At 42.7% G+C, this 18,655-nt stretch carries 13 protein-coding genes and 3 pseudogenes; 12 read left to right on the top strand and 4 right to left on the bottom strand.

What is annotated here, in order from left to right:
• The first annotated feature begins 9 nt into the window (after nucleotides 1–9).
• Nucleotides 10–312, top strand: a complete 303-nt coding sequence (locus ID165_RS26750; RefSeq protein ID WP_225587117.1) for a hypothetical protein — start codon at nucleotides 10–12, stop codon at nucleotides 310–312.
• A gap of 47 nt (nucleotides 313–359) precedes the next feature.
• Nucleotides 360–1,352, top strand: coding sequence for an NFACT RNA binding domain-containing protein (locus tag ID165_RS26755; RefSeq protein WP_255505227.1), 993 nt, complete (start codon nucleotides 360–362; stop codon nucleotides 1,350–1,352).
• A gap of 330 nt (nucleotides 1,353–1,682) precedes the next feature.
• Here ID165_RS26755 and pyk read toward each other — a convergent pair.
• The 3 genes and pseudogenes from pyk to ID165_RS27125 form a co-directional block, all read right to left on the bottom strand.
• Nucleotides 1,683–3,108, bottom strand: a pseudogene (pyk, locus tag ID165_RS12705) (pyruvate kinase).
• A gap of 7 nt (nucleotides 3,109–3,115) precedes the next feature.
• A complete protein-coding gene (locus ID165_RS12710) occupies nucleotides 3,116–3,406 on the bottom strand; it encodes an IPExxxVDY family protein (RefSeq protein ID WP_370539760.1) in 291 nt (96 codons plus the stop codon).
• Nucleotides 3,376–3,543 carry an IPExxxVDY family protein gene (locus ID165_RS27125; RefSeq protein ID WP_370539754.1) on the bottom strand — a complete coding sequence of 56 codons (168 nt, stop codon included), beginning with the start codon at nucleotides 3,541–3,543 and terminating at the stop codon, nucleotides 3,376–3,378. Before ID165_RS27125 ends, ID165_RS12710 begins: the two co-directional genes overlap by 31 nt.
• 152 nt (nucleotides 3,544–3,695) lie before the next feature.
• Here ID165_RS27125 and ID165_RS12715 point away from each other — a divergent pair, with 152 nt between their 5' ends.
• The 5 genes and pseudogenes from ID165_RS12715 to ID165_RS12735 all read left to right on the top strand — a co-directional run bounded on the left by ID165_RS12715 (nucleotide 3,696) and on the right by ID165_RS12735 (nucleotide 8,934).
• Nucleotides 3,696–3,932 carry an acyl carrier protein gene (locus tag ID165_RS12715; protein ID WP_192351142.1) on the top strand — a complete coding sequence of 79 codons (237 nt, stop codon included), beginning with the start codon at nucleotides 3,696–3,698 and terminating at the stop codon, nucleotides 3,930–3,932.
• A 19-nt stretch (nucleotides 3,933–3,951) separates the two neighbouring features.
• A pseudogene (fabF, locus tag ID165_RS12720) lies at nucleotides 3,952–5,203 on the top strand (beta-ketoacyl-ACP synthase II).
• Nucleotides 5,204–5,211: 8 nt separating this feature from the next.
• Nucleotides 5,212–5,952 carry a ribonuclease III gene (rnc, locus tag ID165_RS12725; protein WP_225587119.1) on the top strand — a complete coding sequence of 247 codons (741 nt, stop codon included), beginning with the start codon at nucleotides 5,212–5,214 and terminating at the stop codon, nucleotides 5,950–5,952.
• A gap of 32 nt (nucleotides 5,953–5,984) precedes the next feature.
• Nucleotides 5,985–7,820 (top strand): annotated as a pseudogene (nadE, locus tag ID165_RS12730) (NAD(+) synthase).
• 10 nt (nucleotides 7,821–7,830) lie between these two features.
• A complete protein-coding gene (locus tag ID165_RS12735) occupies nucleotides 7,831–8,934 on the top strand; it encodes a prolipoprotein diacylglyceryl transferase (protein WP_192351144.1) in 1,104 nt (367 codons plus the stop codon).
• On the opposite strand, the gene yidD is transcribed toward ID165_RS12735, so the two are convergent.
• Nucleotides 8,931–9,155, bottom strand: coding sequence for a membrane protein insertion efficiency factor YidD (gene yidD, locus ID165_RS12740; protein ID WP_192351146.1), 225 nt, complete (start codon nucleotides 9,153–9,155; stop codon nucleotides 8,931–8,933). The two genes, ID165_RS12735 and yidD, sit on opposite strands and share 4 nt — an antisense overlap.
• 75 nt (nucleotides 9,156–9,230) lie before the next feature.
• On the opposite strand from yidD, the gene ID165_RS12745 reads away from it, so the two are divergent.
• The 5 genes from ID165_RS12745 (at nucleotide 9,231) to ID165_RS12765 (ending at nucleotide 18,634) form a co-directional block, all read left to right on the top strand.
• On the top strand, nucleotides 9,231–10,691 hold the full coding sequence (locus tag ID165_RS12745; RefSeq protein WP_225587120.1) for a hypothetical protein: 1,461 nt from the start codon (nucleotides 9,231–9,233) through the stop codon (nucleotides 10,689–10,691).
• Between the two features lie 82 nt (nucleotides 10,692–10,773).
• On the top strand, nucleotides 10,774–11,595 hold the full coding sequence (locus ID165_RS12750) for a hypothetical protein (RefSeq protein WP_192351148.1): 822 nt from the start codon (nucleotides 10,774–10,776) through the stop codon (nucleotides 11,593–11,595).
• A complete protein-coding gene (locus ID165_RS12755) occupies nucleotides 11,592–13,697 on the top strand; it encodes a helix-hairpin-helix domain-containing protein (protein ID WP_192351150.1) in 2,106 nt (701 codons plus the stop codon). The genes ID165_RS12750 and ID165_RS12755 overlap by 4 nt, the downstream gene beginning before the upstream one ends.
• Nucleotides 13,698–13,795: 98 nt before the next feature.
• Nucleotides 13,796–16,225 carry a zinc-dependent metalloprotease gene (locus tag ID165_RS12760; RefSeq protein WP_192351152.1) on the top strand — a complete coding sequence of 810 codons (2,430 nt, stop codon included), beginning with the start codon at nucleotides 13,796–13,798 and terminating at the stop codon, nucleotides 16,223–16,225.
• A gap of 372 nt (nucleotides 16,226–16,597) precedes the next feature.
• Nucleotides 16,598–18,634, top strand: coding sequence for a M3 family metallopeptidase (locus ID165_RS12765; RefSeq protein WP_192351154.1), 2,037 nt, complete (start codon nucleotides 16,598–16,600; stop codon nucleotides 18,632–18,634).
• Nucleotides 18,635–18,655 lie beyond the last annotated feature (21 nt).

Here is an 18,655-nt window from a genome sequence, read left to right on the forward strand (position 1 = left end):
TTCAAAGAATTGATTGGAGAAAAAATAATTGCTTGCCACGTACTTAATTTTGAGCGGGCTTTTTATTTGAGACTAAGTTCAGGCAAGATTCTCCTATTCAAACTGCACGCAAACAGAAGTAATGTACTGCTTTACGAAGAAGGAAAAACTGCTCCGGTCAAGTTGTTCAGAAACGGTATCACTGAAGACAGGGATTTGGACTGGAATTCATTGAACAAAGCTATGATCTTAGCCGGGAAAGTTTTGAATCTCAGGAGGGGAATGCTTCCAAATTTCTCCCTACCCTGGGTGCAGTTCCGAGAAACTGGCTAAAAGAAAGAAACTATCCAGAAGCTGAACTGGCGGACAAATGGAAGCTTATGCAGGAGCTGTTGGACATATTGGACACTCCCCTTTTTTCTTTGGCAGAAAAAAACGGAGAAATCCATCTGAGCCTCCTGCCGGAAGAAAATCCGATAAAACGTTTCGCCAACCCTATCCAGGCAATCAATGAGTTGTTTTATCTGGCGCTGGTTAGGGGAACCTTTGAGAAGGAAAAAAACATGCTCCTCAAAAAATATCAAGAGCAACTCAAACGAACCAACTCATACATCGAAAAATCCACACAAAAACTGGAAGAACTGCGCAACAGCCCTTCTCCCTCCCAACTTGCGGATGTGATCATGGCGAATCTTCATGAATTCCAAGGAGGGAAATTGGAGGCAGAGCTGATGGATTTTTATACTGGAGAAACCGTATCGGTCAAACTCAAGCCAAATCAAAAACCACAGGATCATGCGACCTCCTTATACAGAAAAAGTAAAAACAGGAAACTGGAATGGGAACAGCTGCAAAAGACAATTGAAGCAAAAATCAAGCAAGCAGCCGAGCTCGAATCCAACCTAGAAGAACTGAACACCATTGAGGACTTTAGGGCACTGAAAAACTACAAGAAATCTCACGGAGAGGATAAGGTTCTCCAAAAAGACGCTGTGATATTACCTTTCAAACCATTTGAATTCGAGGGCTTCTCTATCTGGGTAGGAAAGTCAGCCCAAGCAAATGATGAAATGCTTCGCGGCTACACGAAAAAAGATGACATCTGGCTGCATGCTCGCATGGTTCCTGGGTCACATGTGCTAATCAAGACCTCTGGTCTTAAAAGCATCCCTATGAGCGTGCTGGAGACCGCAGCATCCCTGGCAGCTTTTTACTCCAAGAATAAGAATGAGTCACTCGCTCCTGTGATCCATACAGAAGCCAAGTACGTGAGAAAAGTAAAAGGCTCTCCTGCGGGTTCGGTAATGGTAGAAAAAGAAAAAGTTATGATGGTCGTCCCTAAAGGCCCAGAAGAGATTTTTGGAAAAGGGTGAGTAGAATAAAATCAGTATTCAGGTCGCAGTAGTCAGTAAACAGTGAACAACACCAAATTGGTGCAAGTCTTATGACTTGTATCTAGAATTAATAGAAATCTTCAGATAGTTTTGTGGCGAATATCTCTAAAAAGAAGTCAGAAAGCATCTTTGCTCTTTGATTCAAGGCATGAGACACAGACTAAAGATCAAAAAAGAGACTCCATTTCTGGAGTCTCTTTTTTGATCTTATCAAGCAGCTCGGTACAAGCTTATCCTCAGAAATCGCTTTTACTCTAAAATCCTTCGGGGTTCTCGATTTGGATGGTTAATGGCGATTTCCCTACAAGCTTATTCTACTATATGAACTTTAAGCATATTGGTTCTGCGTTTGATTTTAGCGGCATGCTGCCTGTGTTTACGATAATATCACCCGTATTCACATGATCATCATTTTCAGGGTATTCTCGATATCCGTAAAGGTAGCGTCAGTTGAAACCTGATTCTCATATAAATAGGCACGTACTCCCCACACCAGACTCATTTGAGTGATCAAAGACTTGTTTCTGGTGAATACAAAAATACTTGCAGACGGTCTATGAGAAGCTATTCTAAATCCTGTGAAACCGGAAGAAGTAATCCCTACGATTGCCTTAGCTTTCACATTTCGGGAAAGTCTGGAAGCCATCAGGATCAAGTTGTTGCTTAAGAATGTACTGTCCATCCTCAGGGATTTTGTAGAGATTGTGATAGATCTCAGCATTCTCTTCCAAATAGCTGATGATGCTGCTCATAGCTTCACTGCATTCACCGGGTATTTTCCTGATGCCGTTTCCGCCGAAAGCATAACTGCGTCTGCACCGTCAAGCACAGCATTGGCTACATCATTTGTCCTCAGCACGGGTGGGGCGTGGATTCACGATCATACTTTCCATCATCTGAGTGGCTATGATCACGGGCTTACAGGCAAGCTTACATTTTTCAACGATTCTTTTCTGCCAGAGAGGTACGATTTCCATAGGAACTTCCACCCCCAAATCACCGCGGGCAACCATAATTGCATCAGTAGCTTCAATGATTTCGTCAATATTATCAAGCGCTTCAGGCTTTTCTATCTTGGCTACTATCTTACAAACTTTTGCCTTTCGCTTCTATCCTTTCTCTAAGATCGATAATGTCAGCAGCTGTTCTTACGAAAGAAAGTGCAATCCAATCAACTTCCTGCTTCCAAGCCGAAAGCCAAGTCTTCTATATCTTTTTCTGTGAGGGAAGGAGCACTTACTTTTGTGTTAGGAAGATTTATTCCTTTTCTGGATTTCAGAATTCCTCCATGGATTACTGTACAGTTAACATTTTTTCCATCGGTATCATTCACCCTTACTTCCAGGTTTCCATCATCAATCAAAATCCTGTCCCCTGTAACCACATCATTCGGAAGGTTTTGATACACAGTGCTGACCAAATGGCTAGTACCGATTACAGGATCATTTGTAATGGTGATCAACTCTCCCGACTTAATCTCTACACCGTTGTTTTCTACTTCGCCCACACGGATTTTTGGTCCCTGAGATCTTGGAGAATCCCAAGGTTAAGGTTTTCATCCTTATTGATTTGTCTGATTATTTTCGCTACTTCACCGTGAATGTCATGAGTACCGTGTGAAAAATTCAGACGAAACACATTGGCACCCGGCTGCTGCCAGGCTTTTGATAGTTTCGTAGTTATTTGAAGCGGGGCCTATAGTTGCTAGAATTTTAGTCTTATTGAAATGGCTCATTAGGGGATTAATAAGTTAATAGGTTTTCTTTTGATTTTAGTTTGCTTACATCCAGCTTCATCACATTTTGTATGTAACGATTTTTCGCCAGCTGGTTGGCAAATGTATTAATACTTATTTGAAAGGTCTCGTCCTGAACCAAAAGGAAATAATCCATTGATTTCAATTCCGGGATCAAATAAGACACTTGATTTGTAGAATTCAAGGCCTTATTCTTTAGCAGTTGAACAAATCCATGCGGTAAAGAAAGGAAATATTGCGAGATTTTTAGGCTTGGAGGGTCATAAATTCCAATAATAGGTCATCGTATTTGATGAGGTTAAGATCCAACTCCCTATTGATAAGCCATGCCATCTTATAGTCCTTTACAGGGGATACAAGCCCCAAAAGCTCGAAATCATACGTATGTTCAATCAGTAATTTGGCCTTCTTCATGCGGGGAAAAAATGAATCAAAACAAAGTTAGAAAATATAATCCAACTTCTATGGACAACGATTTGCTTAAAAATTTACTTGAATCTTTTCTTTGTCAATTAGGCATTAAATATATTTCTTTGCGAAGTGTTATTAACTAAACTGATCACAAAATGTCTGAAATTGCACAAAAAGTAAAAGCCATCATCGTTGACAAACTTGGCGTAGAAGAGTCTGAAGTTACTTTGGAGCCGAGCTTTACCAATGATCTTGGTGCTGATTCTCTTGCTACTGTAGAATTGATTATGGAATTCGAAAAAGAATTCAACATCTCTATTCCTGATGATCAGGCTGAGCAAATCGGTACTGTTGGACAAGCAGTAACCTACTTGGAAGCTAACGTAAAATAATAATTCCTAAATTCATTCCATGAATTTAAAAAGAGTTGTTGTAACAGGTATAGGTGCCCTCACACCAATAGGCAATACCGCAGAGGAATTCTGGAAACGGTTTGGCTAATGGTGTGAGCGGTGCTGCGCCGATTACCAAATTCGATGCTTCCCTTTTCAAAACCCAATTTGCCTGCGAGGTCAAAAACCTTGATGTAGAGCAGTTTATTGATAGGAAAGAAGCTCGAAAAATGGATCCTTTTACCCAATATGCCATGATTTCAGCTGATGAAGCCGTGGTAGATTCGGGGTTGGATCTTGAAAAAATCGATAAATCAAGAGCCGGAGTAATCTGGGGATCGGGAATCGGAGGGTTAAGAACCTTTCAGGATGAGGTGACGACATTCTCCACCGGAGATGGGACTCCGCGCTTCAACCCTTTCTTTATCCCTAAGATGATTGCTGATATAAGTTCCGGCTTTATATCTATTAAATATGGTTTTCGCGGTCCAAACTTTGTAACAGTTTCTGCTTGTGCCTCAGGAACCAACGCCCTTATCGATGCATTTACATACATCCGAATGGGAAAAGCTGATATTTTCATCAGCGGAGGTTCTGAAGCAGCAGTGACTGAAGCTGGTATTGGTGGATTCAATGCAATGAAAGCCCTTTCCCAAAGAAATGAATCACCGGAGACAGCCTCTAGGCCTTTTGACAAGGATCGTGATGGTTTTGTATTGGGTGAAGGAGCCGGAGCATTAATTCTGGAAGAATATGAGCATGCTAAAGCACGTGGTGCCAGAATCTATGCCGAACTGGTAGGGGGCGGAATGACTGCCGATGCGCACCATATCACAGCTCCGCATCCCGATGGTTTGGGAGCCAGCAGTGTGATGAAAATTGCTTTGGAAGACGCTAATCTCAAACCCGAAGACATAGATTACATCAATGTGCACGGCACCTCTACTCCTTTGGGAGATGTAGGAGAGATCAAGGCGATTCAGGGGGTTTTCGGTGAGCATGCGTACAAGATGAACATCAGCAGTACAAAGTCCATGACCGGTCACCTACTGGGTGCTGCCGGCGCTGTAGAAGCAATTGCTTGCATTTATGCTTTGAACAGAGGCGTGATACCTCCTACGATCAATCACTTCGAAGACGACGAGGCATTTGATCCAAGACTAAACTTGACTTTCAATAAAGCACAGGAGAGAGAGATAAATTATGCGTTGAGTAATACGTTTGGATTTGGCGGACATAACTGTTCGGTGATTTTCAAAAAATATAATTAGTCTGGATTTTGAAATTATTTCAAAGACTCGGATTTAATAATCTCTTCTTTAGTGAAAAAGACAAAAGGCTTGCTACCTCCATCAGACTGATGACGGGAAGCAGGCCTTTTAATTTATCGCTGTATAAGCTTGCACTTACGCCGTCTGGCTTGGGTGAGGAAACTTCACATGGATTCCGACTCTCCAATGAGCGATTGGAGTTTCTTGGTGATGCGATTTTGGGAGCTGTCATCGCCGAATTCCTTTTCCAGAAATTCCCCTTCCGGGACGAAGGTTTTCTCACCGAAACCAGATCAAAATTGGTAAACAGAGAAACACTGAACGATACCGGGATCAAAATCGGTCTGCGAAAAGCATTGGACATGGAGATCGGTGAGCGGACATTCACAGGAAACAAGTCGCTGTACGGAGATATGCTGGAGGCTTTTCTTGGAGCCGTCTACCTTGACAAAGGCTATCACTTCACCAAGAGATTCATTACCCAAAGAATTCTACTTCACTTTGATGTAGAAAGCATGATAGCTACTACTACAAATTACAAAAGTAAGATCATCGAGTGGTCCCAAAAGGAAAATAAGCCGGTGGAATTTGTGGTGCTTGGAGTCAGTGGAAACCAACGATTCAAAGAATTTAAGGTAGCTTTACACGTCGATGCAAAAGAAATCGCACAAGGAAAAGGAAGCACAAAAAAGAAAGCAGAGCAAGAAGCATCCAAAAATGCATGCGAAACACTAAGTATTGCCACATAGCTTAGTAATTTTAGGATTAATCAATCCAATTCATGTCTTCAATTAAAATCGCGGGAGCTACCGTCAATCAAACACCGCTGGACTGGTCAGGAAATCTGAACAGAATTATACTGGCTATTGAAGAAGCCAAACATCAAGAGGTTGAAATCCTGTGCTTGCCTGAATTGGCTATCACAGGATATGGATCCGAAGATTTATTTTTAAGCTACTGGTATCCAAAGAAAGCACTGGCCCAACTTGCACTCTTGCTACCCCACTGTATGGGAATCACAGTAGCTATAGGTCTTCCCGTTAGAATTCAGGATAAGGTTTATAATTGTGTAGCAGTCCTTGAAAATGGAGCGGTCAAGGGCTTTGTGGCAAAGCAATTTATGGCAATCGATGGCGTACATTATGAATTCCGTTGGTTTACGCCATGGAGAGCAAATGAAGTCGTCGAAATAGCGTTTCAAGATCAAATGATTCCTCTTGGCGATCTTACTTTTCACCATAAAGAAATTCACTTCGGATTCGAAATCTGTGAAGATGCATGGAGAGGCAGTCTAAGGCCTGGCTATAGGCTTTGTGAACGAAAGGTCAATTTGATATTCAATCCCAGTGCCAGTCACTTTGCCATGGAAAAAGCCAGCTCCGCAAAGAGCTAGTAGAAGAAAGTTCAGCCAGTTTTGACTGCTACTATTGCTATGCTAACTTACTGGGAAATGAAGCCGGCAGAATGATTTTCGACGGGGAAATAATGCTTGCCAAATCCGGGGAATTACTCTCAAGGAATAGACTTCTCTCTTTTGAAGACGTTCAGGTCAACAGTTTTTATCTGGAGCCAAAAAGCCAGGGCATAGCTCTATAAATTCAAAAAATGAGGAATTTGTCCAAGCTTCAGCTTTGGCTCTATTTGATTATATGAGGAAAAGCCGAAAGCAATGGCTTTGTTCTTTCGCTCTCGGGTGGAGCGGATTCTTCTTCGATTGCAATTTTGGTAGCTGAGATGGTGAAGCGGGGGATAGATGAATTAGGCGTAGAGAAATTCTGTCAAAAAGCAGGAATAGTATCCACTCCACAATCCCATAATCCTGAAAAAGAACTGGTGGCTCAATTACTGACCACAGCATATCAAGGAACCAAAAACTCCTCGGATGACACCTTCTCTTCTGCTGAGTCCCTGGCCAAAAGCATAGGTGCCACCTTTTATCATTGGGAAATCGACGAAGAAGTACAATCCTACACTGCCAAGATAGAAAGCCATAGGCAGAAAATTGACTTGGGAACAGGACGATATCACGCTTCAAAACATCCAAGCCAGAACCCGGTCCCCGATAATCTGGATGCTCGCCAATATCAACAATGCCCTGCTCCTCTCCACTTCCAACAGAAGTGAAGGAGATGTAGGTTATGCCACCATGGATGGGGATACATCGGGTAGTATTTCTCCAATTGCAGCAGTGGATAAATATTTCATCCTAAGCTGGCTAAGCTGGGCCGAGAAAAACCTAGATCACCCGGGTTTGAGGAAAGTGAATTCTCTTCAGCCGACTGCAGAACTCCGGCCGCAGGAGAGAACCCAAACTGACGAAAAAGACTTGATGCCATACGCTGTCATCTTGGAAATAGAAAAACTTGCCATTCGGGATCGCCGTTCACCTATGGATGTTTTTCTGATCCTCTCTGAAGAACTTGAATTAGAACCTGATATTTTGAAAGGCTATATCAAAAAATTCTTCCGACTTTGGTCTCGCAATCAATGGAAAAGGGAAAGACTTGCCCCTTCCTTCCATTTGGATGAATTCAATGTGGATCCAAAAACTTGGTACAGATTTCCGATTTTATCCGGAGGATTTGCGGAAGAACTTGCTCAACTAGATCAACTATAAAACAAAAATTATGTTTGAATTAATCATGAACTATATCGTTTGGGATCCAAACCCCTCTGTAATTCCGGGATGGGAAAGACCACCTTGGTATAGTATACTTTTTGCCGCCGGTTTTGTGATTTCGCAGCAGTTTATGGTTCATTTTTTCAAGAAAGAAGGGCAAAACCCTGAGCTGGTTGACAAATTGACCATCTACATGGTGATAGCGACTATCGTAGGTGCCCGGCTTGGTCATGTTCTTTTCTATGAGCCTGCCAAATACTTAAGCAATCCAATCGAAATCTTAAAAGTTTGGGAAGGTGGACTTGCCAGCCACGGGGCTGCTATTGCTATTCTTTTTGCCTTATGGCTCTATGCCAAAAGAACTCCTGGACAAAGTTACCTCTGGGTAGTAGATCGAATAGTAATCGTAACAGCATTGACCGGAGCATTGATCCGCTTTGGTAATTTGATGAATTCTGAAATAGGCGGAAAAGATACAGGATCTGATTATGGGATAGTTTACGCTTGGGATAGTGAGGAGTTACTTAGCACTTTGAAGGTGCCTGTAGAGTCTGTAGATCCTTACAAACCTGATGATCGTCAAGGAGAACTGGTAGGCAATGGGATTGTCCCTGTAAATATTGACTTGGAAATCAATAAAGGCACATACAGCCTCCAAGAGCTGGAAACCGCCTTGAGAAGGGATATTAAGTATGCTTTGACCCAATTCAAATCAAGTCAGGACTACTTAGCCGAACCTGTAGAAAGCCCCCTAAATATGGCAATTTCAGATAAAGGAGACCATTACCTAGTGACTGTCCAGACATTTGGGAGAACAAAGCACCCGACTCAAATCTATGAGTCCCTCTCTTATTTTGTAATATTCCTTGTGCTTTTTGCCCTTTGGAACAAATATAAAGAACGGTTGCCTGAGGGGATTCTATTGGGTATCTTTCTGATCACCGTATTCGGCATGCGCTTCGTTTGGGAGTTCTTCAAAGTAAGTCAGGTGGATTTCGAAGATGCTATGGCCTTCAATATGGGACAGTTATTGAGTATTCCACTAGTCATTGGTGGAGTGATATTAGTGATTCGAGCATTGAAAAACGGCTTGAAGCCAATCAAAAATTAAGGAATTGGATCATGCCCGTGGCCGCCCCAAGGGTGGCAGCGGGCTATCCGTTTGAGCCCCATCCATCCTCCTTTAAAAACCCCATGCTTCATTATTGCCTCCTTCATGTATTGGCTGCACGTAGGTGTATATCTACAACTCGAAGGAAATAAAGGGGAAATAGTGTATTGATACACCAAGACCGGAAATATAGCTATCTTTCGAAGTAAGGATTTTGCCATGAATAAGTTCTATAATTGTAGCGAATCTGCCAACAACTTCGTAAGTAACCAAAATTAAACTTTCAGAATTCCCTCTTGATCGGCAAGAAACCAAATATCCTTTACTTCTCTCTATTGCTTCTAGCTCTTTTTTTTGAGTCGGGACAAAACACATCCTATGCACAAGGAGACACTTCCTATGCACCTGCGATTAACCAATCCCCTGATAGTGTAAAGGTTAACAATATTTTTATAGTAGGAAATGTAAAAACAAAAAAGAGTGTAATTCTCAGAGAGCTGGACTTCATCACCGACTTCTATTATGACTGGAATACCTTTCTGGAAATACTTATTGCTGATCAAAAGAAGATATACAATCTCATGCTTTTCACTTCAGTAGAAATCACTCCACTGGTCACCGGAGATAATGAAGTGGAAATTCTCATTACTGTAAAGGAACGCTGGTACCTCTTACCGCAGATAATTTTTGAGCTCGCTGACCGGAATTTCTCGGAATGGTGGACCAACCAGAGCCGGGATTTTTCCAGAGTGAATTACGGTTTGCGCTTAAGCCATAGTAATGTAGGAGGGAGAAATGACAAACTCAGATTTGCCGGGCAACTTGGTTTTACAAAGGCTTTGGATCTTCAGTATAGCAAGCCATATATTGACAAAAAACAAAAGCACGGGTTAGCTGTACAACTTACCTACAAGGAAAATAAAACAATCCCCCTCAAATCCGAATTCAATAAACAGGTCTTTTTCACCAATGAAAAAGAAGATATAATTAGAAAAAACTTTGCCGCTGCATTACGATACACTTACCGAAGAAGCTACTATAACTATCACTTTCTTACCTTAGGGTACAGCTATACTTTGGTGGCAGATGATGTATTGACCGAAAATCCGGAATACTTCCAGCACGGTGGCAATAAACTCCGTTATGCATTTGCCACCTATACCTTCAGACATGATAGAAGAGACAATGTGTCCTACGCTACTGACGGTGAGCTTTTACAGGTTTCTCTCACGAAATATGGAATCATATTCACCGATGAATTAGATGAAGTGGAAGTCAATCTCACAGCAAACAAATATTTCAAAATTTCCGATAAGTTCCACTTCAACTCCGGTCTTACAGCCAATTGGTTTTTGAGTACAGGGCAGCCATATACGCTTGTAAGAGGGATCGGATACAGTCCAAATTTCATACGGGGTTATGAACTGAATGTAGTGGAAGGACAGCAATTATATGTACATAAAAACAGCTTCAGGTATAAATTCTTGGATTGGAAAATTGACATTTCCAATCTGATTAAGCTGGAGCAATTCAACACTATTCCCATTCGACTATATCTCAGTGCAAATTTCGATCATGGCTATGTAAAGGATAGAAATCATATCCCCGAGAATTCCCGACTAGCCAATAAATACCTGATGGGATATGGAACGGGGATAGATTTGGTTGGTTTTTATGATGCTGTTTTACGCTTCGAATATTCCATGAATAACAGCAAAGAAGGTAACTTCTTCTTTAATTTTTCCGCGCCTTTCTAAATTCCCCGTAAAAAACCCTGGTTTTTTGGTATGGATATCAAGTTTTTAACTATATTTAGTTGAGACTTTTTATCGATCCATTATGAAGCTATGGACTTTTTTATGCTTCTTGGCTTGTCTGGCTTATTGTGCAAAAGCGCAAACAGACCCCCTCACCCAAGTGCACGGTGCTAGAAGTCAGAGTATGGGCAATCTACGGGTGCACGGAATGGATACCTGGAGTTATTTCAATAATCCCGGTGGGCTTGCAAAATTGGAGTCTTCTGCTGTATCTGCGGGATACGACAGTCGATTTGGGTTGAAGGAACTAGGTACCGTCGATCTAGCAGGAGCCTGGAAAGTGAAAGCCGGAACGGTAGGTTTTGGAGTTTCCCGCTATGGAGGCAACTTATTCAATCAGCAATCCCTTGGCTTCGCTTTCGCCAATCAATTGGGAATTGTAAGTATAGGCGGAAAACTGGAATGGTTTCAAACCCATATCGAAGGATTCGGGGATGGAAACGCTATTATTTTCAGCCTTGGGGGAATGGCAGAGCTTAGCTCTACATTCTCTGTAGGTGCCAGTATTTCCAATCTGAACCGAACCAAAATATCAAAAGACACTGACGTAAGATTACCGACGGGAATTAGTTTAGGGCTCCTTTACACTCCTATCCCACAGCTCCAAGCGCATCTCGAAGTGGAAAAGGATATTCAAATCAAACCTGTAATAAAGGCAGGATTGGAATATGGCATCAAAGATTGGGCATTTATCCGAACAGGCATCAACAGCAATCCCAGCCGGCTTTTTTTTGGATTGGGTCTGAAATCAAATCGCTTTATTCTGGACTATGCCCATGGGCAAAATCAAGCCTTGGGTAGTACAAATCATGTAAGTTTGGGATTCTCACTGCCGGAAAAATGAAGGCACTAATTTTCCTGATCGGTCTTTCTTTTTGCCTGAGTTCTTTTGTACTGGCGCAGTATCCCCCTAAGACGGAAATGGATTTGGAATCATTAATGGAACGTCTCTTCCCTGTCCAAGATGAGGACTTGGATTACGAATCGATCTACGAAGTCCTACTCCAGCTTTATCTAAACCCAATGGACATCAATCGTGCAAGTGCCGAAACGCTAGCCTCAAGCTATCTACTCAACCCAAGCCAGATCTCCGGCTTAATCTCCTACAGAGCTCGCCAGGGTTCGCTGATTTCACTCTATGAGCTCCAAGCGGTCCCGGGTTTTGACCTGAAAACTATAGAACAAATTATCCCATTTTTGACCTTGGGAACCGGCACTTCCACTCAAACCCAATCTTTTTGGAAGCGTGTTGCCAATGAAGAGCAAGCATATTTTTTACTTCGCCATCGCCGTACATGGGAACCCCGCAAAGGTTTTACCCCTCCCGACACCAGTTCTACGGGAAGAATTTCAAATCGTTATTTGGGAGACCCGAATGAATTCTATCTAAGATTCCGTATTCAGCATGCCAGGGATTTCAGTTTAGGATTTACACTGGATAAAGACCCCGGCGAGCAATTCACTTGGGATCGCAAAACGGCAAGATACGGGTTCAATTTTCTTTCTTTTCATTTCACCAAGTACTACTTGGGCAAGTGGAAAACCATTGCTTTGGGAGATTTTCAGGCTCAATTTGGGCAGGGTTTGGTGTTTGGAGCCAGTTATTCTTTAGGTAAAGGTGCCGAAACAGTCCCCACTGTCCGTAAAAGCAGTGTAGGGATTTTGCCCTATACTGCTGCTATGGAGTTTGGCTTCTTTCGAGGAGCAGGTCTTACCTATCAAAGTGGGAAATGGCAAAGTAGTATAATTACATCTTACGCTCCCAGGGACGGCAGGGCTACAAGCAGCAGTGTTGACACACTTAGCTCAGAAGCTCTGACCATCAATTCATTTAATCAAAGTGGGCTTCACCGCACGCAAAGTGAGCTCAGTACCAAAAACCAATTCAAGGAGCTAAGCCTGGGAGGAAACATCCAGTATTCGGCCGCCTCCGGTCAACTGCAATCCGGAGTCAACTACCTATTTACCCGATTTGATCATCCTTGGATCAAAGTGCCCAGACTCTACAACCAGTTCGATTTTTCAGGACAGAGCAACCAAGTAGGAAGTTTCTACATGAATTACAATTGGAAGAATTTCTTTCTTTTTGGAGAATCGGCTATTTCACAGTCAGGCGGCATTGGCAAAGTGCTTGGCTTTGTTTCCAGTTTGAGCAAGCAGTTGGATTTTTCATTACTGTGGAGAAAATACGGTAAGGACTTCCATAGTTTCTATGCAAATTCTTTCTCGGAAAGCACACGGCCTGCAAACGAGCAAGGTGTTTACCTTGGTATACAGATCAAGCCTATTTCCAAGTGGAGAATCAATGCATATTATGATTTTTTCAGATTCCCATGGTTCAGATACCGACTTTATGCACCATCCAAAGGCTACGAATGGTTAGGCAGAATCAGTTATCAACCCACGAGAAATCTCACAGCCTTCTTTCAAGTCAGAGAAGAGCAAAAAGACAGAAATCTTTCAGATTCGGGAGAGCCTGCACTCCCCTATCAGATCAGACCGTTAAATAAAATAAATGGAATGCTCAGTCTTGAACATCAAGTCAGTAAATCGTTCTTTTTTCGCTCCAGAATTCTGTTTAGTAGAGTTAATTATGATGAGCAAAAAATGACGGGTTTTATGATACTTCAAGATGCCCAATACAGCTTCAGTAAATTCAGACTGACAGGGAGAGTTGCTCTCTTCGATACAGAGGACTATGACACTCGGATTTATACCTTTGAAAACAACGTGCTGTGGACCTTCTCCATACCTGCTTTTGCAGGACAGGGCATGCGTTACTATCTTCTCGCACAATATAAAGTCAACTCGCAAATCACCGCCTATTTTCGATTTTCCCGTACATCCTATACAGATAGGGAGACCATCAGTTCGGGGCTACAGGAGATTGAAGGCTCCAGACAAACGGAAACCGCTTTGTTGATTCGCTACATGCTTCATCGTTAACCCCCGATTCTAAGTCTTAAAATTCGGGGTTAAATTCCATCAATGGTATTACCGGGAGCCAGCTTTTTTGATAATTTGTACCGAAACCACCAAAACCTATGAAAAGAACACTACAACTAACCATTTTCTTCTTGCTTTCATTAAATCTTGGGTTCGCTCAAACCCTAGACTTGGGAAAAATGAGTAAAAATGATGGGTTTATCCCATTTTACTTAGATGAGGAGAAAGGAAAGATTTACTTAGAAATCGACGCGCTGGAATGGGAATTCCTTTATGTAAATTCTCTTAAGGCCGGAATAGGATCCAATGACATCGGTTTAGATCGTGGCCAGTTGGGCAATACAAGAATAGTGGAATTCAGAAAGTCCGGAAACAAGCTATTCTTGGTGCACAAGAATTACGATTTCAGAGCATACTCTGATAATCCGGCCGAAGTTCAATCCATCAAAGATGCATTTGCAGAATCAATCCTTTGGGGATTTGAAATTGCACTAAAAGAGGGAGACAAATTTATTGTTGATGCAACCAATTTTTACCTTCAGGATGCCCACGGAGTTGGAGAAAAGTTAAGTAGAAGCAAACAGGGATCTTTTCGCACCGACGCTAGCCGGTCTGGACTATACTACCCGATGACCAAAAATTTCCCGAAAAACACCGAAGTAGAAGCCACCATCACATTGACCGGGCAGGCAACAGGCGGAAATTTAAGATCTGTCACTCCTACCCCCGATGCAGTGACAGTACGTCAGCGGCACTCATTCATTGAGCTTCCTGACGACAAATACACTACCCGTGAGTTTGATCCCAGAGCCGGGTTTGGAAGTATTTCCTACATGGACTTCACCACCCCTATCTCAGATCCGATCACGAAGAAATTCATCGCCCGCCACCGGTTGGAAAAGAAAGACCCAAGCGCAGCAATGTCCGAAGCGGTAGAACCGATTGTCTACTACCTTGATCGAGGTACGCCCGAGCCGGTAGCTTCCGCGTTGATAGAAGGTGGAAACTGGTGGAATCAAGCATTCGAAGCCGCCGGATTTATTGACGCCTTTCGCGTAGAACTGGCACCGGAAGGCATGGATCTGATGGATGTGCGATACAATGTGATCCAATGGGTACATCGCTCTACACGTGGCTGGTCCTACGGTGCAAGTGTACGTGATCCACGGACAGGAGAGATTTTGAAAGGCCATGTTTCCTTAGGTTCGCTACGTGTGAGGCAAGATTATTTAATTGCTCAGGGCTTATTACAACCATTCGAAGAAGGTTCTCCCGCCAATCCCAAAATGCTTGAGCTTGCGGTAGCCAGACTCAAACAGTTATCGGCACATGAAATAGGCCACACCATTGGTTTAGCACATAGCTATGCTACTTCGGCGAATAACCGCGCATCCGTAATGGATTATCCCTATCCTCTGATCACCGAAACCCCGGATGGAGAGCTTGACCTCAGCAATGCCTATGATGATAAAATAGGCGATTGGGACAAATGGGCTATCAAATACGGGTATGCCGTCGTTCCCGAAGGTGAAGAGGAAAGCCAATTTCTTAAAAAAACGTTGGAAGAAACTTACGAAGCAGGACATGAATTCATTACAGATTCGGACTCTAGAAGCCCAAGCGGTGCACATCCAAGATCTCATCTATGGGATAACGGGAAATCCGCTTCAGGGGAGCTGATGCGCATGCTTGAACTTCGAAAAAACCGAATGAAAACTTTTGGATTAAATGCCATTCCCACAGGTCAGCCCCAAGCGCTACTTGAAGAAGTTTTTGTACCACTCTATCTGATGCATAGATATCAAATTGAGGCTACTACGAAGCTTATTGGAGGTTTGGACTACAACTACAAAATCAAAGATGACAATCAGCCCAATCACAAGTGGGTGAGCGAAAAGGAGCAGAATGATGCATTGAAAGCTCTACTTTACACCATTTCACCAGATCAACTGGAAGTTCCTGAGCATGTCCTAACCCTAATTCCACCACGACCATTTGGTTATGGTAAAAACAGAGAAACCTTCGTTTCCAGAACAGGGCTTACCTTCGACCCAATAGCGCCTGCAGAAAGCATAGTAGATTTGACTTTCAATTTCATCTTCAATGAAGCACGGGCGGATCGTATTTACCTCCAAAATCTACAAAATTCAAACCTCCCAAGCTTTGACAATGTTCTGACCACCATCGAAAAGCAGGTATTTTCCAATAACCTTCCAAAAGGTTTGAATTCGGAAATCAAGCTAATGACTGAGGCTAAGATGATTGATCACATGATCGCATTGGCAAAAAGCACCGGAACATCCAACTCTGTAAGGGCTATCGTAAGAGGCCATTTGGATGATCTGAAAGATACAGTCTTAGAAAACAGGGAAAGCTCTGGGGAATTCCACATGCATTCGGAATATCTTATTGACAAAATAGAGGCATTCTTGGATCTACCGGTGGAGTTAACCATTCAGGAAGAAATCAAATCGCCGGACGGATCTCCGATTGGTATGGATATTATGAGCTGTGATTTTGATTTCTGAAGTTTACCCTACCTCTGCACTGGCTATAGTCCGGTAATTCCGGAATGAAAACACCTTCATTCTTTTGGGCTCTATACTCGAAAAATGAATTAGTACTACCGCTGTTCGTGCCACCATGAATGGACTTCAATCCCTACTCCCTGTCGTCCGTTCGTGATGACACGAACGGACGTTAATACCCACTTTTCCGTGAGTGGGGACAGTCACGGGGCTTCAATGGAATAGACTTTCAGAAAAAAACGCATGATGTGCATATTTGGCAAAGCTTTACAAAGCAAATCGGTAAATTAGCGGGAGCATTGATCAGGATAGGACATTGGATGAAACCTTCTTGACAAACCACTGTTTAATTACCCAAACGCTTAACTATATATGAATAACCCATTATTGGCGGATTTCGCCACTCCTTTTGAGACCGCCCCTTTCGATCAAATCACCCCAGCTCATTTTCTTCCTGCCATCAAAGCCGCAATCACAGAAGCGAAGGAGGACATTTCCAAGATTAAATCCGAAGCGGTACCTACTTTTGAAAACACAATAGAGGCATTGGACAGTACCGGCAAGCGCCTCGGTATTATAGCCGGAATATTTTTCAACCTAAACTCGGCCGAAACTAATGATGAAATTCAATCCCTGGCCAGAGAAATATCTCCTTTACTTACCGAGCATGGAAATGACATCCTATTAGACCAAGAACTTTTTCAGCGGGTAGCCCGGATTTTTGAACAAAAGAGTCAACTGAAATTGACACCGGAACAAGCTACTCTGCTCGAGAAAACCTATAAATCTTTTGTACGGAACGGAGCCAAACTCACAAGTGAAAAAGCTGATCAACTTAGAAAAATCGATCAAGAATTAGCTCAAGTAACCTTGCAATTCGGTGAGAACGTACTAGCAGAGACTAACAAATTCGTGTATTTCGTGGATCGGGAATCTGATCTTGAAGGGCTACCCGATGGGATCAAAGAAGCTGCTGCCCAAATTGCAGAAGAGAAAGGAGAACCCGGGAAATGGGCATTTACGCTTGACTATCCAAGCTATATCCCGGCGATGACTTATGCTAAAAACAGGGCCCTGCGTGAGACACTGTTCATGGCAAATGGAACAAAATGCGCTAAAGGGGATGAACTTGACAATCAACAAGTCATCAAAGAAATCTTAAAACTTCGTCATAACCGAGCAGTGCTGCTAGGCTATAAGAGTCATGCAGATTTTGTACTGGAAGAGCGTATGGCCAAAAGTCCTGACCAAGTCATGTCATTCCTGGACTCCCTGCTCGAAAAAGCAAAACCAAAGGGAATAACCGAAATGAAAGAACTGGAGGCTTTTGCAGCCGAACTGGATGGTCTTACAGAGTTGAAAAAGTGGGATTTCGCCTATTATTCCGAACTTCTGAAAAAGGAAAAATATTCACTTGACGATGAACTGTTGAGGCCGTATTTCCAATTGGAGAAGGTAATTGACGGTGTGTTTCAGACAGCCGAAAAACTTTATGGAATCACCTTCTCTCCCGTAGCAGACATTCCGCTCTACCATAAGGATGTCACTGCCTATGAGGTCAAGGACAAAGAGGGAAAATACCTCTCCATATTCTATGCAGATTTTTTTCCGCGTCCAGGCAAAAGAAATGGCGCATGGATGACCAGCTACAAGGGACAAAGCATCAAGGAAGGAGAAGATATCCGTCCACACGTCTCTATCGTGTGCAATTTCACCAAACCTACAAAATCAAAACCCAGCCTACTGACTTTCAACGAAGTAACAACACTTTTCCATGAATTCGGTCATGCGCTTCATGGCATGATGGCCAAAGGTACATATGAGTCACTTTCCGGTACAAGTGTATTTTGGGACTTTGTGGAGCTGCCTTCACAGATTTTTGAAAATTGGTGCTACGAAAAGGAATGTTTGGATCTATTTGCAAAGCACTATCAAACAGGTGAGAAAATCCCCGAAGATCTTATCGAGAAGATCAAAAAAGCCTCAAACTTTCAGCAGGGATATCAGGCGGTAAGGCAACTCAGTTTCGGACTATTGGACATGGCTTATCACAGCGAGGATCCAAGTAAGATTTCGAGTATTTTCGAGTTTGAGGAAGATGTGATGAAGCCTACTGATCTACTTCCCAAAGTTCCCGGAACATTAATGAGCACTTCCTTCTCGCATATTTTCCAAGGAGGCTATTCTTCAGGATATTACAGCTACAAGTGGGCAGAAGTATTGGATGCAGACGCATTTGAGCTATTCCAAGAAAACGGAGTTTTCGATGAAGCCACTGCTGATTCTTTTGTCAAGAACATACTTTCAGCAGGTGGAAGTGAGCATCCTTCCGTTCTGTATAAAAGATTTCGGGGCAGGGAGCCGAAGCAAGATGCTTTATTGAGACGTGCTGGATTGATCTCAGAATAATTTGCTTTCTTTACCCTGAAG

It is taken from the genome of Algoriphagus sp. Y33 (genome assembly GCF_014838715.1).
Classification (GTDB): Bacteria; Bacteroidota; Bacteroidia; order Cytophagales; family Cyclobacteriaceae; genus Algoriphagus.

Excerpts from the sequence above, each read along its gene's own strand:
- ID165_RS12765 (WP_192351154.1), top strand. The coding sequence starts at position 16,598 with ATGAATAACCCATTATTGGCGGATTTCGCCACTCCTTTTGAGACCGCC.
- ID165_RS26755 (WP_255505227.1), top strand. The coding sequence starts at position 360 with ATGCAGGAGCTGTTGGACATATTGGACACTCCCCTTTTTTCTTTGGCA.
- ID165_RS12735 (WP_192351144.1), top strand. The coding sequence starts at position 7,831 with ATGTTTGAATTAATCATGAACTATATCGTTTGGGATCCAAACCCCTCT.
- ID165_RS12760 (WP_192351152.1), top strand. The coding sequence starts at position 13,796 with ATGAAAAGAACACTACAACTAACCATTTTCTTCTTGCTTTCATTAAAT.
- ID165_RS12750 (WP_192351148.1), top strand. The coding sequence starts at position 10,774 with ATGAAGCTATGGACTTTTTTATGCTTCTTGGCTTGTCTGGCTTATTGT.
- yidD (WP_192351146.1), bottom strand. The coding sequence starts at position 9,155 with ATGGCAAAATCCTTACTTCGAAAGATAGCTATATTTCCGGTCTTGGTG.
- ID165_RS27125 (WP_370539754.1), bottom strand. The coding sequence starts at position 3,543 with ATGAAGAAGGCCAAATTACTGATTGAACATACGTATGATTTCGAGCTT.
- ID165_RS12715 (WP_192351142.1), top strand. The coding sequence starts at position 3,696 with ATGTCTGAAATTGCACAAAAAGTAAAAGCCATCATCGTTGACAAACTT.
- ID165_RS12755 (WP_192351150.1), top strand. The coding sequence starts at position 11,592 with ATGAAGGCACTAATTTTCCTGATCGGTCTTTCTTTTTGCCTGAGTTCT.